The sequence below is a fragment of the Pseudooceanicola atlanticus genome, from assembly GCF_000768315.1.
Lineage (GTDB): Bacteria > Pseudomonadota > Alphaproteobacteria > Rhodobacterales > Rhodobacteraceae > Pseudooceanicola > Pseudooceanicola atlanticus.
On record NZ_AQQX01000010.1, the window covers coordinates 85,626 to 101,129 of the forward strand.

At 64.5% G+C, this 15,504-nt stretch carries 13 protein-coding genes and 1 tRNA gene; 3 read left to right on the top strand and 11 right to left on the bottom strand.

Going from position 1 to position 15,504, the window contains the following annotated elements:
• Positions 1-39 precede the first annotated feature (39 nt).
• From rplA to ATO9_RS17800, 9 genes are all read right to left on the bottom strand, one after another.
• Positions 40-738 (bottom strand): 50S ribosomal protein L1, encoded by a 699-nt coding sequence (gene rplA, locus ATO9_RS17760; RefSeq protein ID WP_043752510.1) that lies wholly within the window; start codon positions 736-738, stop codon positions 40-42.
• A 1-nt stretch (position 739) separates the two neighbouring features.
• Entirely contained in the window at positions 740-1,165 is a 426-nt protein-coding gene (rplK, locus tag ATO9_RS17765) for a 50S ribosomal protein L11 (RefSeq protein ID WP_043752513.1), read from the bottom strand.
• Positions 1,166-1,358: 193 nt separating this feature from the next.
• Entirely contained in the window at positions 1,359-1,901 is a 543-nt protein-coding gene (locus ATO9_RS17770) for a hypothetical protein (protein ID WP_043752516.1), read from the bottom strand.
• 5 nt (positions 1,902-1,906) lie between these two features.
• Positions 1,907-2,440 carry a transcription termination/antitermination protein NusG gene (gene nusG, locus ATO9_RS17775; RefSeq protein ID WP_043752519.1) on the bottom strand — a complete coding sequence of 178 codons (534 nt, stop codon included), beginning with the start codon at positions 2,438-2,440 and terminating at the stop codon, positions 1,907-1,909.
• Positions 2,441-2,656: 216 nt separating this feature from the next.
• Positions 2,657-2,848 carry a preprotein translocase subunit SecE gene (secE, locus tag ATO9_RS17780; protein ID WP_043752521.1) on the bottom strand — a complete coding sequence of 64 codons (192 nt, stop codon included), beginning with the start codon at positions 2,846-2,848 and terminating at the stop codon, positions 2,657-2,659.
• 347 nt (positions 2,849-3,195) lie between these two features.
• Positions 3,196-3,271: transfer RNA gene (locus ATO9_RS17785), tRNA-Trp, on the bottom strand.
• A gap of 238 nt (positions 3,272-3,509) precedes the next feature.
• A complete protein-coding gene (locus ATO9_RS17790) occupies positions 3,510-4,481 on the bottom strand; it encodes a zinc transporter ZntB (RefSeq protein ID WP_043752524.1) in 972 nt (323 codons plus the stop codon).
• Positions 4,482-4,679: 198 nt separating this feature from the next.
• On the bottom strand, positions 4,680-5,855 hold the full coding sequence (gene tuf, locus ATO9_RS17795; RefSeq protein WP_043752481.1) for an elongation factor Tu: 1,176 nt from the start codon (positions 5,853-5,855) through the stop codon (positions 4,680-4,682).
• 103 nt (positions 5,856-5,958) lie between these two features.
• Positions 5,959-6,549, bottom strand: coding sequence for a hypothetical protein (locus ATO9_RS17800; protein ID WP_043752528.1), 591 nt, complete (start codon positions 6,547-6,549; stop codon positions 5,959-5,961).
• 201 nt (positions 6,550-6,750) lie between these two features.
• On the opposite strand from ATO9_RS17800, the gene ATO9_RS17805 reads away from it, so the two are divergent.
• Positions 6,751-8,118 carry a cytochrome P450 gene (locus ATO9_RS17805; protein ID WP_238318799.1) on the top strand — a complete coding sequence of 456 codons (1,368 nt, stop codon included), beginning with the start codon at positions 6,751-6,753 and terminating at the stop codon, positions 8,116-8,118.
• A gap of 168 nt (positions 8,119-8,286) precedes the next feature.
• Positions 8,287-10,113 (top strand): putative bifunctional diguanylate cyclase/phosphodiesterase, encoded by a 1,827-nt coding sequence (locus ATO9_RS17810; RefSeq protein WP_052418441.1) that lies wholly within the window; start codon positions 8,287-8,289, stop codon positions 10,111-10,113.
• On the opposite strand, the gene ATO9_RS17815 is transcribed toward ATO9_RS17810, so the two are convergent.
• Complete coding sequence (locus tag ATO9_RS17815; RefSeq protein WP_043752534.1) at positions 10,089-12,428, bottom strand: ATP-binding protein; 2,340 nt, start codon at positions 12,426-12,428, stop codon at positions 10,089-10,091. The two genes, ATO9_RS17810 and ATO9_RS17815, sit on opposite strands and share 25 nt — an antisense overlap.
• A 62-nt stretch (positions 12,429-12,490) precedes the next feature.
• Positions 12,491-12,853, bottom strand: a complete 363-nt coding sequence (locus ATO9_RS17820; RefSeq protein ID WP_043752537.1) for a response regulator — start codon at positions 12,851-12,853, stop codon at positions 12,491-12,493.
• 120 nt (positions 12,854-12,973) lie between these two features.
• On the opposite strand from ATO9_RS17820, the gene ATO9_RS17825 reads away from it, so the two are divergent.
• Positions 12,974-15,502: a chemotaxis protein CheB gene (locus tag ATO9_RS17825; protein WP_043752620.1), complete on the top strand. Its 2,529-nt coding sequence runs from the start codon at positions 12,974-12,976 to the stop codon at positions 15,500-15,502.
• The last annotated feature ends 2 nt before the right edge of the window (positions 15,503-15,504 follow it).

Consider the following 15,504-nt stretch of genomic DNA (forward strand, 5'->3'; position numbering starts at 1 on the left):
CCCGATGGACCGCCCCGTTTCAATCTGTGTTCAGACGGCTCAGTTGCCGGTCGCGTTCTCGACGCTGACCGACACGCCCGGGCCCATGGAGGAGCTCAGCGAGACCTTCTTCATGTAGGTGCCCTTGGCGCCAGCCGGCTTCGCCTTGGAGACGGCATCCACGAAGGCGCGGATGTTCTCGACCAGCTTGGCCTCGTCGAAGGAGACCTTGCCGACACCGGCATGAACGACGCCGGCCTTCTCGGCCTTGAACTGCACTTCACCGCCCTTGGCGGCCTGAACGGCCTCGGCGACATCCATGGTCACGGTGCCAACCTTGGGGTTCGGCATCAGGTTCCGGGGGCCCAGCACCTTACCCAGACGACCGACGATCGGCATCATGTCCGGGGTTGCGATGCAGCGATCGAATTCGATCGTGCCGCCCTGGATGGTTTCCATCAGGTCCTCGGCCCCGACGATGTCGGCGCCAGCGGCCTTGGCTTCATCCGCTTTCGGGCCACGGGCGAAGACGGCAACGCGCACGTCCTTGCCGGTGCCGTTCGGCAGGCCGACAACGCCGCGGACCATCTGGTCGGCGTGGCGCGGGTCGACGCCCAGGTTCATCGCGATCTCGACGGTTTCGTCGAATTTCGTCTTGGCGTTCGCCTTGATCAGCGCAACGGCTTCCTCGACCGACAGGTCTTCCTTGCCGGCAAAGGCTTCGCGGGCGGCGCGGGTACGTTTTCCAAGCTTAGCCATATTACTTCACCTCGATGCCCATGGACTTGGCAGAGCCAAGGATGATCTTCATGGCCTGGTCGATATCGTTTGCCGACAGGTCCTTCATCTTCGCTTCGGCGATCTCGCGGACCTGGGCAGCGGTCACGGTGCCCACGGTTTCACGGCTCGGCGTCTTGGCGCCGGATTTCACCTTGGCGGCCTTCTTCAGGTAATAAGACGCGGGCGGCGTCTTGATATCCATCGTGAAGGATTTGTCCTGGTAGTAGGTGATCACGGTCGGGCACGGCGCACCGGGCTCCATGTCCTGCGTCTTGGCGTTGAACGCCTTGCAGAATTCCATGATGTTGATCCCGCGCTGACCCAGTGCGGGGCCAACCGGCGGGGACGGGTTTGCCTGCCCGGCAGGCACTTGCAGCTTCATGCTGCCAACGAGCTTCTTGGCCATTGGCTTTCCTTTCTCGACACCCCTCGGACGCGTCTTCGGGGATATGTGTGACGTGGTACGGTCCGGATCACGCGTGACCCTCGCCTTCCACGGGGGGAAGACGCCCCGAGTCGCTGGACCGGAGCATCAGGTTGCGGCCTTTACAGCCTGACCTGCGGTTTGACAAGGGGCGTGCGGGTCACGCACGGCCAGATCAGGACATCGGAGCCGCACAGGGCATCGCGGTGACGAATGCGATAAGCTGCATCGCGCGGGATGGTGACGCGATTTCGACTGCGGAAAAGCCCGGAGAATCACGCCCTGCAACCATCTCGTATGCTTGAAATGTCGTCCCATGGGCAGGCCAGCGGTTCTGCACACCGATCAATGTCCCATCCTCCTCGTAGAACGAGAACCTGACATTGATCTGATTGCTTCCCGGCGCGGAGATACTGACCGACATGCCGATCACGCAAAGTGGAATTTCGGAGGTCACCACCACCGAGGCGCCCTTTTCAGGACCGGTTACGAGGGAGGGAGGCGCGTCGCGGCTGATCTGGCGACCGGAGGACAAGACGAGCCTGCCGTCCTCGGATTGGACCTCTTGCGCGTCCCCTGTGTCCACACCGCCCGGCACAGTCAGGGCAACCCGATGATCAATATGCTGAAAGTTCGTCTCGCGGATGTCCTCGGCCAGTACGCCCGTCACCGAAAGGATGAAACCGGCGACCGGAAGGAAGACGCGGCCGCCGAACACCGTACTCAGGCCTGCTTGGTGACCTGGGTGTATTCCAGCTCGACCGGGGTTTCGCGACCGAAGATCGACACGGACACCTTGAGGCGCTGGTTGTCGTCGTCGACCTCTTCGATCATGCCGGTGAAATCCTCGAAGGGGCCATCGTTGACTTTCACCTTCTCGCCGACCTCGAAATGAATCAGGGTGCGCGGCGCTTCCTCGCCCTCGGCGACGCGGCCCAGGATCGCGGAGACCTCGGCATCGCGCATCGGCATCGGACGGCCCTGCGGCCCCAGGAACCCGGTGACACGGTTGATCGAGTTGATCAGGTGATAGCCCTTGTCCGACATCTCCATGCGCACCAGCACGTAGCCGGGCATGAAGCGCCGTTCGGTCGTGACCTTCTTGCCGCGGCGGATCTCGATGACCTCTTCGGTCGGAACCAGGACTTCTTCGATCTCGTCCTCGAGCCCGTTCTCGATCACCGAGGTCCGGATCTGCTCAGCAATCTTCTTCTCGAAATTCGAGAGAACAGAGACCGAGTACCACCGTTTCGCCATCTCGCCTTGATCCTTTTCCGCCCGGCATAGGTGCCGGAAAATTCCGTTTTCACAGGGACTTGCCCCGCGTTCCCCCAAAGCAAATCGGCGCGCAACTCGAATCGCGGCGCGCCATGTCGGGGGAAGTAGGGCGTGACCTACCCATTTGCGGGGCTCAAGGCAAGGGCGGCCCTGCGATTTTGGCCGCAATCGCCCGCCGTCAGACCATCGGCACGATCAGCCGAAGAGGCTGAGCACACCCTGCAGGCCGGTGCGGATCAGCAGGTCCACCAGCGCGAAGAACACCGCCGTCAGCGCCGCCATGATGAAGACCATGACCGTGGTCAGCAGCACCTCGCGGCGGGTCGGCCAGGTGATCTTGTCGATCTCGGCGCGGGTCTGGTTGATGAACTGGATCGGGTTGGCCATGTCGTAAAATCCGTCTCGGTAGCACGTCGGTACCACGTCGGTACCATGTCGGTATCACGTCGGTGCGCAGGGGCGCCCGGCAAGTCACCCGGTCACATAACCGCGCCCCGCCCCGATTTCAAGCAAGGATACCCGGCCAGGGCCGCACACCTGCAGCCAACCATGCCCGCCGCACCGCTTCATCTTGCCGGAAATACTCCGGGGGGTGAATTGAGCCGCAGGCTCAAGAGGGGGGCAGAGCCCCCCACCGGTCGGACAGGCGCAGCCTGTTCGACACCGAGACGGCTCCGCGGCCATGCGCGGATCGGATCGTGCGGATTGGTCTGGAAAACACCCGTACGGGCGACTGGCAGGGGCAGCAGGACTCGAACCCGCGACCCTCGGTTTTGGAGACCGATGCTCTACCAACTGAGCTATACCCCTAGGCCGTGTCGTGGGATAGGGCAGCGCGGAAGCAAGATCAAGCGGGTTTTGCACGGGAAGTCGAAATCCTTTGCGCCCCGGTCGTGACCACCCTGCCCCAACCCGGTTTTTGCTCCCGGTGATCCGGCGGGCCAAGTCCGCCTCGGATCGGAAACGCGCCCACCAAGGACTGCATCGGGGCCTTGGACGTAGACATCGCGCGCCCTGACCGCATGCCGCCTAACCGGCTGCGCCGGCGTCAGAGCCAACGGGCACGGCGCAGGATCAGAAGCTGTAGCAGCACGACGACCAGAAGGCCGCCGCAGACATACCAGAAGGCCATCGGATTATCGGCGCCCGGCATCCCGCCCACGTTGATTCCCAGCAGGCCGGTTAGGAAGCCCAGCGGCAAAAAGATCGCCGACAGGATCGACAGGATGTACATGTGCCGGTTCAGCCGGTCGGACAGCTGGCCCGACAATTCCTCGCGCAGAACGGCGAGGCTGTCGCGCATCTCGTCGAGGTTTTCGACCAGGCGGGTCAGCTTCTCCCGGGCCTCGCGCATGTGGCGGCGGTCATTCTCGTCGAAGAAGCCGATATCGGTGCCTTCCAGCCGTTGCAGCGCCTCGCGCTGCGGGGCGGTGTGGCGGCGCAGTTCGATCACCTGCAGGCGCATGGCCACGATGCGATGGCGCAGCTCCTGGTCAGGCTGGCCGATCACGTGGCTTTCCAGCGCATCGGTTTCGAGGTCGAGATCGGTGATCAGCGGCTCGAGCCGGGCATTCAGCCGTTCGGCCAGCAAGGCCAGGAAATCGCCCGTGGTCTCCGGCCCCTCCCCGTCGACGATGGACTGGCCGATATCCTCCAGCGCGCGGACGCGCTGACGCGACAGGGTGACGATCCGCTCTGCCTCGGCCCAGACGCGGATGGCGACCATGTCTTCGGGATCCTTGCCCTCGTTGAGGTTCAGCCCGCGCAGGACCGCCAGAACGCCGTCGCCGATACGCGAGGCGCGGGGGCGCGTTGCCGGCTGGGTCAGCGCCTCGGGCACGGTGTCGTCGAGATAGGGCATCTGCTCGGCGATCCAGCCGGGCGTTTCGGGGTCGTCGGCAGAGAGGTGAACCCAGGCCAGGACCGGATCGCGCAGGTTGCTGGCGATATCCGCCCCTTCAAGGCGCTGGCCCGCCTGCGGGCCGGACAGGGCGTAGGAGAAAAGAACGGGGTCGGTCATCTGGGTCGGCTCTGTTGCTGTCCGTCAGAGGTTAGGGCTTTGGCGGAAAAGGGAAAGAGGCCTTTGCCGTGCCGCGCGGCGGGCCAGCAACCGGGACGTCGCCCGACCATGCGACCATGGACACGAAAAGAGCCCCGCCTTCGCAGGCGGGGCTCCGGTATTCAGAGGGGCGCTTGATGCGCCCCGGCGGGGTGCCGATTACTCGATAACCTTCGAGACAACGCCCGAGCCCACGGTCCGGCCGCCTTCACGGATGGCGAAGCGCAGCTGCTCTTCCATCGCGATCGGGGCGATCAGTTCAACGGTGAACTTCAGGTTGTCGCCCGGCATCACCATCTCGGTGCCCTCGGGCAGCTCGACGGTGCCGGTCACGTCGGTCGTCCGGAAGTAGAACTGCGGACGGTAGTTCGCGAAGAACGGAGTGTGACGGCCACCTTCATCCTTCGTCAGGATGTAGGCTTCGGCTTCGAATTTGGTGTGCGGCTTCACGGAACCCGGCTTGCAGAGAACCTGGCCACGCTCGACAGCTTCACGGTCGATACCGCGCAGCAGGGCGCCGATGTTGTCGCCGGCTTCACCGCGATCCAGCAGCTTGCGGAACATTTCCACACCGGTGCAGGTCGTCTTCTGGGTGTCCTTGATGCCGACGATTTCCAGTTCGTCGCCGACGTTCACGACGCCACGCTCGACACGGCCGGTCACAACGGTGCCGCGGCCCGAGATCGAGAACACGTCTTCGATCGGCATCAGGAACGGCTGGTCCACGGCGCGGGCCGGCTGCGGGATGTACTCATCCACGGCCGCCATCAGTTCGCGGATCTTGTTCTCGCCGATTTCCGGGTTGTTGCCTTCCATCGCCGCCAGCGCGGAGCCCGCGATGATCGGGATATCGTCGCCCGGGAAGTCGTATTCGGACAGCAGCTCGCGGACTTCCATTTCCACCAGCTCAAGCAGTTCCTCGTCGTCCACCTGGTCGACCTTGTTCAGGAACACGACCATGGCAGGGATACCCACCTGACGGCCCAGCAGGATGTGCTCGCGGGTCTGCGGCATCGGGCCGTCAGCAGCGTTCACGACCAGGATCGCGCCGTCCATCTGGGCGGCACCGGTGATCATGTTCTTCACGTAGTCGGCGTGGCCGGGGCAGTCGACGTGGGCGTAGTGACGCGCGTCGGTCTCGTATTCCACGTGGGCGGTCGAGATCGTGATGCCGCGGGCCTTTTCTTCCGGCGCGCCGTCGATCTGGTCGTAGGCGCGGAAGTCACCGAAGTACTTCGTGATCGCCGCCGTCAGCGTCGTCTTGCCGTGGTCAACGTGACCGATCGTGCCGATGTTGCAATGCGGTTTGCCGCGCTCAAACTTTTCCTTTGCCATTCGTCTCAGGCGCCTCGTGGTTTGGGGGGCCGCCCGCGGCCCGGTTTTACTCCGCGGGCCGTTTATGGCCTTCGAAGCAGAAAATCAAGCGGTGAACGGTATCTCAGCCCGCGGTGGCGGCATTCTCCGCCGGTGCGTCATCCGTGGTCTCGGCGGTGGCGCCAAGACCCGGGAACCATTCAGGGTTCTGCAGCATCCAGGTCTGGATCATCTTCGCGGCGCTGCGCGACAGGTTCTGCATCTGCTGTTCCTTGGTCTGGGTCAGACCCGACCCCACCAAAGTCTCGCCCGAGAAGGTTTCGAACACGGTGAATTGCTTTGCTTCCTCGTTGAGCTTGGCACCCTGCTCGTCGTCCCAGAGCGTCACGCGGATGATCAGCACGGATTTCGGCGAGGCGACCAGAGGCACGCCTGCGGGTGCGATCGAGAAGCCCTCGACCGAGATACCGAGATGATAGAGCCGTTCGCCGTCATAGCGCCCGAAGCGTTCGTCGATGGCAGAGGTCAGGGCGGCGACCCATTCCTCCTCGCTGGCCTCGCGGGACAGCAACGCCTGGCGCATCTTGGTGGCGACAACGACATTGTGGCCCAGCTTGAACTGGCCCAGATCGGCGGGTGCCTCGTTCAGGTCGGAAATATCGGCGCAGGCGGCAAGAAGACCCAGCATGGCCACGGCGAAGAGTTTACGCAACATCGAGATCCCCCAGATAGGCCCGGACCGGGCGCTTGGCGCAGAGCCTGACCCGGATAGCCGATGGCGGGCGCGGTTGCAAATGCTGATGGGCACAGGATTGTCTGGCATGGCAGGCCCCCTATCTTGGATACAGGGCCCGATAGATTGCGGCACGCAGACGCGTTCGGTCGCACGGGCCCCCGACCGATGGGGAGGTTCAGGATGGGCGACATGCAGGCGATCACGCGCGAGCCGGTTAAGGCGCCGCTGGTGACGGAACCGCTGGGCTTTTTCGGCTCACTCCAGGCGGCGCGGAGCAATCTTCTGGGCATCCTGCCGCAGATCTCGGTGACGCAACCGATGGTGTCGGGCAAGACCGGGCTGCGCTGGCACATGGTGATGGACCCGCCCTCGATCCGGCGCATGCTGCTGGAAAAGGTCGACGCCTACCCGAAATCCGTGGTGACCAAGAACCTGCTGCGCCCGGCCATCGGCGAAAGCATGTTCGTGGCCGAGGGCGCCCATTGGCGCTGGCAGCGCCGCGCCGCCGCGCCCGCCTTTTCCCACCGAAATATCAAGAACCTGGCCCCGATCATGACCCGATCCGCCGAGGCCGCCGCAGACAGGATCGGCGCTGGCGGGGGCAAACGCGCGGTCAATGTCCACGAGGAAATGGTGCGCGCGACCTTCGAGGTGATCTCGGACGTGACGCTGTCGGGGGACAGCCAGTTCGACCAAGGCGCGATGCACAAGGCCATCGACAATTACATCGACGCCGCGGGCCGGGTGTCGCTGTTCGACATGCTGGGCATGCCCGGCTGGGTGCCGCGCCCGGGCCGGGTGCTGACCGGCAACGCGGTCAAGAGGATGAAGAGCTTTGCCGACGACGCCATTGCCAAGCGGCAGGCGGTCGGCCCCCGCGACGTGCCCGACCTGCTGGACCTGCTGCTGGCGGGCGAGGACCCGGAAACTCAGCGCAGCATGCGCAGCGCGGAACTGCGCGACAACCTGCTGACCTTCATCGTGGCCGGCCACGAGACGACCGCGCTGACCCTGGCCTGGGCGCTGTATCTCTGCGCCTATGACCCCGACGTGCAGGAGGCCGCGGCGGCCCAGGCGCGCGAGGTGCTGGGCGACCGTCCCGCCACGGCGGATGACGTGGCCAACCTGCCGCTGATCCGTGCGATCGTGGACGAGGCCTTGCGGCTGTATCCCCCGGCGGGGCTGATCTCGCGTACGGCGCTTGAGGCGGACGAGCTGTGCGGGCGCGAGATCAAGCCGGGCGATTCGGTGATGATCCCGATCTATGCGCTGCACCGGAACCAGCTTCTGTGGGCCGATCCCGACCGGTTCGACCCCGGCCGGTTCGCCGATGGCGTGCCGGTGGACCGCTATGCCTACCTGCCCTTCGGTGACGGACCCCGCATCTGCATCGGCGCGGGGTTCGCCGTGCAGGAGGCCGTCATCATCCTTGCGACCCTGCTGGCGCGGTTCCGGTTCTCGGAAGTGGCAGGCCGGGAGCCGAAGCCGGTGATGATCATCACGCTGCGCCCCGAGGGCGGGGTCTGGCTGATGGCAGAGCCGCGCTGAGGCCCGAAAACAGGGCATTTCCCGTGGATAAGCCCTTCTTGGACGTTATGGTTAACGCCTTCTTAACCTTTCTGACCAAAGGCTGAACGCACCAAGCTGCGTGTTTACATCCTCGACACCACATTCCAGTCTGCTGGCCAAGGTGGAGGGGTCCAGGGAAGAGGCCCCATGACAGTGCCGATCGCGAAAGGCGTTCCCATGACCCCGAGCATGGCGGAGTCGGAACTCGAATTGTTGTTGAACGTGATCCGGGAAACCGCGCAGATCACGACCTCGGCCACGGCGTGCGCGCTGGTGATGGATGCCGAGATTCCCGTTTCGATGGAGCCGGAGCTGATGCTGACCTCGTCCGGGCAGCTGGGCGCGGCGTTGCGGGATTTCTGCCGCAAGCTGGACACCGAACCCGACGCGGAAGAAACGCTGCGCCCGCCCAACAAGGTGGCGCATTACATGGCCCGGCGCGAGATCGAGGGGCAGGACTATGTCTTCCTTTGCTTCCCGCTATCGGCGCAGGACGCCTATGCCTCGGGCACGATCGGCTTTGCCTACCGGGCGGAGGACTGGCGCCCCGAGCGCAATTTCGACGCCTGCATGTGGCTGTCGCGCTGTGCCGAGACAATGCTGGTCACCTTCGAGAACATGGCGGGGCTGGAATTCGACCTGCTGACGCTGAGCAACCGGGCCGCGCGGCTGCAACGGATTGCCGAGATCGACCCGCTGACCCAGCTGGAGAACCTGGCCTCGTTCGAGGAAAAGGCCCGGACGATGCTGGAACAGGGGCCCGCCAACGCGACCTTCGTGATCGTCGATATCGACCACTTCAAGGCGGTCAATGACCTCTATGGGCACCAGTTCGGGGATATCTACCTCAAGACCGTGGCCAAGGCGCTGAAATCGTCGTTTGCGGAGGGCAGCGTGGTGGGCCGTCTGGGCGGGGACGAGTTTGGCATCGTGGCGGAACTGCCGCCCGCCGGGCGGTCCTACCTGGACGGGCTGCTGTCGCGCTGCCGCAGCAACGTGCAGCGGGCGACCGCGCTGCTGGGCAAGCCGGATCTGGGCAAGGTCAGCATGGGGGCCAGCCAGTTTCCCGATCACGGCACGGATTACACGACGCTGTATGAACTGGCAGATGCGGCGCTGTATGCGGCGAAGGACCAGGGCCGGTCGGTCAGCACCGTGTTCCAGCCCGCGCGGCACGGGCGCTACAACAACGTTGAGCTGGGCAAGAAATTCCTCGATGCGGTAAAGCAGGACCGGATCCTGCCGGTGTTCCAGCCGATCGTGTCGCTGAAGGACGGAACCTGCCAGGGCTTCGAGGTGCTGGCGCGGTGGCGGGACGAAAACGGCATCCTGCTGACGCCTGCGGATTTCTCGGCCATCTTCCGGGATCATTCACTGGCCGAGACGATGACACGGGTCATCATGCGCCGCGCCTTCGCCGACTTCGTGCGGGATGTGAAGCCGCGGGGCGGACGACACCGGCTGTCCCTGAACGTGACCTATTTCGACCTGATGAACCCAGAATTCGCCTTCGAGGTGCAGTCGGCCGCGACGGATTACGGGCTGGATTGGAACCAGCTGACGATCGAGGTCACCGAACAGACGATGCTGGGCGAAACCACGGGCCAAGTCTTCCGTTCGCTGAAGGAGTTGCGCACGCGCGGCGCGCGGATCGCGCTGGACGATTTCGGCACCGGCTATGGCGGGTTGCGCCACCTCGCCAGCTGGCCGGTGGACAGCCTGAAGCTGGACAAGTTCTTTGTCGACGGGCTGATGGCCGGGCCGCGCGACCGGGTCGTGCTGGAAGCGATGGTGTCGATGTCGAAAAAGCTGGGCTACCAGATCGTGGCCGAGGGGATCGAAACGCGTCGCCAGGTCGACATGCTGCGCGAGATGGGCTGCCAGAGCGGCCAGGGCTACGTGCTGGCCAACCCGTTGACGGGCGATCAGCTGAGCCGATTCAGGGACCGCTACGAATTGCCGGAACCGGCCTGAGCTTCACCCGTGCCGTTTGATCTGGGCTGGGTCTGCATGGCCAGCAGCAGGGTATGGGTCAGCGGGGCGATCTGCACGGGTTTGCGCAGTAGAAGGCCCGGCACCGGCGCATCCCATGCGACATTGGCGTCGATATAGCCCGACAGGTAGACCACCCGCAGATCGGGGCGCAACGCCACCGCCTGCACCGCCAGGTCGCGCCCGTTGGAGCCGCCCGGCAGGTTGATGTCGGTCAGCATGATGTCAAAGGGCTGGGGGGAGGCGAGGTGTTCCATCGCCTCGCCGATATCGGCCGCGCGGGCGACCTGCGCCCCCAGGACGATCAGCGTGTCGGCCAGCATATCGCGGAACTGCTCGTCATCCTCGACCATCAGGATCGACAACCCGTCGAGCGAGGCGGCGCTGTCGGGATCGGCCACCGGGGTCACGTCGCCTTCGGTCGCGACGGGCAGGACGAGGGTCGCCGTCGTGCCCTGCCCCGGCGTGGAGTCGAGCTCGAACCGGCCCCCGATACGGCGGGCAAAGCTTTCGATGATCGAAAGGCCCAGCCCGGTTCCGCCGGCCTGCCGGCGAGTGGTGAAGAACGGCTCAACCGCGCGGCGCAGGGTCGCGTCGGACATGCCGGGGCCGTCATCCGTCACGCAGAGGCGGAAGGTGGTGCGGTCGTCCCTGAGGGCCACGGTGATCCGGCCCGAGGGCGTGAACGTCCCCTCAATCGCGTTGCGCGCGTTCAGGACGAGGTTCACCACGGCCATTTCCAGATCGACCGGATCGCAGGCCACGGGGATCTCTCCATCCGGCGGCTGCCAGTCGAGCGGGATGTCCGGCGACAGCGCGCTGCGGGCCAGCTCCACCGCGCCGCTGACGGTTTCACGGGCGTCGATGACACCGCCCATCCAGACGGAATCCCGTGTCAGCGCCAGCATGCGATCGGCCAGCGCGCCGCCCCGGCCCGTGGCCTTGGCCACCGCCTCGAAGGCCTTGGGATCCGAGATCGTGCCGCGCAGTTGGGCCGCATCCAGCGCCAGGCGGATCACGCCAAAGATGTTCGCCATCTCGTGCGCGACCCCACCGGCCATCTGGCCGATCGCGTCGAACCGTTCGCCACGCGCCAGGTTTTCGCGCAATTGCCAGGGTTCGGTCACGTCGTAGATCGCGAGGATCAGGCGCCCCGGCGATCCGTTGCGGCGTTCGGCCTGCACCAGCGTGAAGCGCAGGATATGCTCGGCCCCGACATCATCGACCCAGCCGGCAAAGATGTCCTCCTCTCCGGCCAGGAGGCGCGGGAGGGGCCGTTCGGCCTGGGTCAGCGGGCGGCGGTCGGCCAGCGCATGAAAGGGCGCGGAGGCGATCCAGTCCTCGGCGCGCACGTCGCGGCCTGCCAGCGCCTGCGCCTTTTCATTGGCCATCACCGGGTGCCCGCCCATGTCGAGGACAAAGATCGACACGTCGAGCCCCGAAAGGATGTCGCGCGTGCGGTCCAGTTCGTTGCGGTCGCGGCGGGCGATCTCGTTCTGGTAGCGGGCGGAATAGAGAACGGCGACGCCGGTGACGGTCATCAGGGCGACCGCGAGTGCCGAGAACCGGAGGCTGTCGGTGATCTGGCCCGTCTGGGTCGAGACATAGGCGATGGCGCAGAAGGCCGCAGGCAGCAGCAGCGCCCAGGGCAGCGTGCGGCGCGCCATGCGCCCGCCGGGATGGCGCGAAAAGAGCGTCGCGATCCAGGTGCCATCCGGTCGAACCAGCACGACGGACAGGTTGAGACAGGTCAGCACCAGAGCGGTGAGGATGGAATGGCCATTGAAGAACGCCACGTCCTCCAGCGCGGCCGCACCGGTCGCGTAGCCGCTGACCCCCAGCAGGGCGAGGTAGGCCCCCAGCCCCGCGATCAGCGCATGTGCACCCCAGCGGGCGAGCTTCGGAACCTCTGCGGCGAACTGCGCCAGGGCGACGAGCAGAAGCCCCGTGATCGTCGCCACCGACATGCGGTCGCCGTCCGGATAGGTCTGTATACCGGTGACGAAGACCAGCACCGCGAAGGCCGAGGTCACCCCCAAAACGGCGAGCCCGACCTTGCGCCGACCTTCGTTCAGCAGGACCTGCCCGACCGCCAGCCCCCCGGCCCCGAACGCGGTGCCGGGCACCATGGCGGGTAGCCCCGGCAGGACGCGGATGAATAGGTCGACCCCCAACACCCAGCCCAGCAGCAGGTTTTCGGCAATCAGGGCCAGCGTCACGCCCAGCAGGATGCGGGCCCAGACTGCGGGCCGAAGCCACCAGGGCGGCGGGGTCATGATATCGTTCTGAACGATCATGGCGGTACCCTAAGGGCGAGTTCCCCCGGCACGCGAGTGCTTTTTAACGCGCAATTCGGAATTCAGCCCAGAATGGATTGCACCAGGCTATTCATTTGTGACAGAGATGCCGTTTTGCGAATGCGGGCTTGCGAAAACCCCATACCTTCGCGAAACACGGGGCTATCAATCAATTCGGTCCTTCCAGAAATTACAATAATTGGGAGGTCGGGGTGAGTCTTGCGAATCTCGTGCAACAAGGAAATCGCGCCGCCCCCCTTCATCACGACATCCAGAAAGACAACATCGAAAGAAGTTTCTCCAACCCTGTCAACAGCTTCGACACCGGTTAATACACCTTCGACCTCGTGGCCGAGCGCTGTCATCCCGCCGATGAACGCATCAAGATAATCAGGATCATCATCGGCGATGAGAATTCGGGCCAATGGCGCGCACCTTCTTCCAATTTCGCATCAATATGTTCTAATAGACCGGGGAGCTCAAGTAACGGAGTAGGGGCATTGGCGGAAATTGGCGATATAGATCGAACCGGCGACGGTTCGGTAATGCCCTTGATCGCCCTTGGGGCGAGTGCCGGGGGGCTGGAAGCGCTGGAAGCCTTCTTCAACGCGGCCCCGACGGATGAAGGATGGTGCTTTGTCGTGATCCAGCATCTGTCACCGGATTACCGGTCCATGATGAAGAACCTGCTGGAGCGTCAATCATACCTCAAGATCCGCCATGTCGAGGAAGGCCTCAAGCTGGAGCCGAACACGGTCTACCTGAACAAGCCCAGCGAATTCGTGAAGCTTCAGGACGACCGCTTCACGATCCGCGCCTATGACGAGGCCGATGGGCTGCCGCATCTGCCCATCGACTATTTCTTCAATTCGCTGCGCGACCGGGTGCCGAACCGTACCTTCGGTGTGGTCTTGTCCGGCTCGGGATCGGACGGGACACGCGGGGCCGTTTCGATGCACAGCGCCGGCGCCGCAATCCTGGTGCAGACGCCGCACGAGGCCGGGTTCGATTCCATGCCGCAATCGGTGCTGAAATCCGGCGCTGTTGACCGGATCCTGACGGCCAACGAAATGCCCGATGCGATCGCCGACATCCTGCGCAACGGCAAGGATACGGATCGCAAGAATGCCGAGCTGACGTCGCAGATCTCCCTGGAGATCCAGGACATCCTGAAGCGTCAGACCGATATCGACTTCAGCGCCTACAAGCCCGACCTGGTCCTGCGGCGGATCGAGAGGCGGCAGCAATTGCTGGGCTTCACCAATATCGAGGAATACCGCCAGCTGCTGATCGCCAACAGCACCGCCCTGGACGAGCTTTATCAGGACCTGCTGATCGGCGTGACGGAGTTCTACCGCAACCCCGAGGCCATCGCCGCGCTGAGGACCAATGCGCTGGACCGGCTGGTGCACGGCAAGCAGGATGACGACCCGATCCGCGTCTGGGTGCCCGCCTGCGCGAGCGGCGAAGAGGCCTACACCATCGCGATCGAGCTGAGCGAGTCGATGCGCCAGGCCGGGGTGGACCGCAAGTTCCGGGTGATCGCCACGGATGTGCACCGGCGGTCGATCGACATCGCCTCGGCCGGGATCTACGACGAGGACGCACTGGCCAAGATGGACCCCGCCCTGCGCGACCGCTATTTCGTCTCGCATATGGGCCAGTACATCGTGGACCCGAGCCTGCGCCAGAAGCTGATCTTTTCCGTCCATGATGCGCTGAGCGATCCGCCCTTCATGCACCTGGACCTGATTTCCTGCCGCAACCTGCTGATCTACCTGAATTCCGAACCGCGGGCGCGTATGATCTCGATGTTCATGTTCGGGCTGCGCAAGGACGGCTACCTGCTGCTTGGCCCGTCAGAGACGCTGGGGCCGCACAGCGACGATTTCGAACCGGTGAACCAGCGCTGGCGGCTGTATCGCAAGGCGTCGGCGCATCACGGGCTGGACCGGGCACTGCTGACCGACCGTCAGCGCCACACGCCCCGCATGTCGGAACCCTATCGGAACGTACCCGAGGCCCGACGCCCGCTGCACATGCCGACGGTGGACAGCCTGGAGCTGCGCAACCGCGACACGCTGATCAAGAGCTATGACGCGCTGCTGAAACGCTATGCGCCGTCGTCGATCCTGATCTCGGCCGATGGGCGCGTGCTGAGCTGGTTCGGCGCCGCCTCGGCCTTCATCGACACGATGAACAACCTCGCTGAATGGACGATCGAGGATATCGTCCACCCGTCGCTGCACTTCGCCATCAATGTCGGCATGGAGAAACTGCGCCGCAACAAGATGGACAAGTACAGCCGCCGGGTGAAGGTCGAGTTCGACAATCAACAATCGCAATTCTGCGCCCTGACCATCGAACCGCTGGAGCAGACGTCAAGCGCCCGGTTCCTGCTGGTGTCGATCAAGCTGGAGGACGAAAACCCCCTGCCCGAACCGGACGCGAAGGAGGCCGCGCTGCTGGCTTCGGGCGACGACGGGGCGCTGCTGTCGCGCCGCATCACCGAGCTCGAGCGTGATCTGCGCCTGACCGAGGAGACCTTGCAGCAGGTGACCGAACGGCTGGAGGCCAGCGGCGAGGAGCTGCAGGCGTCGAACGAGGAATTGCAGGCCTCCAACGAAGAGCTTCAGGCCTCGAACGAGGAATTGCAGAGCTCGAACGAGGAACTGCACGCAGTGAACGAGGAACTGGTCACCGTCACCGCCGAACATGAGCTGAAGATCGAGGAATTGTCGGACCTCAACAGCAACATGGAACTGGTGCTGGGCCTGCTGAAAGTGGGTGTGCTGATCCTCGATTCCAGCGGTCGCATCCGCCGGTTCAGCAAGCTGGTGGGGCGCGAATTCCAGATGGAAGGGCACGACGTGGACCGGACGCTGGACGTGGTCGGCCCACGGTTCGATTTCGTCGACCTGAAGAAGATGTCGGATGCCACGCTCATGACGGGGACAAGCGATTCCGCCAGCGGCCAACATGCAGGCCTGGACCTGACCGTGGAAACCCATCCCGTGGACCGCAGCGAGGACGAGGGCCACGGGGTCGTCCTGATCTTCCGCGGGTTCAGGTAACC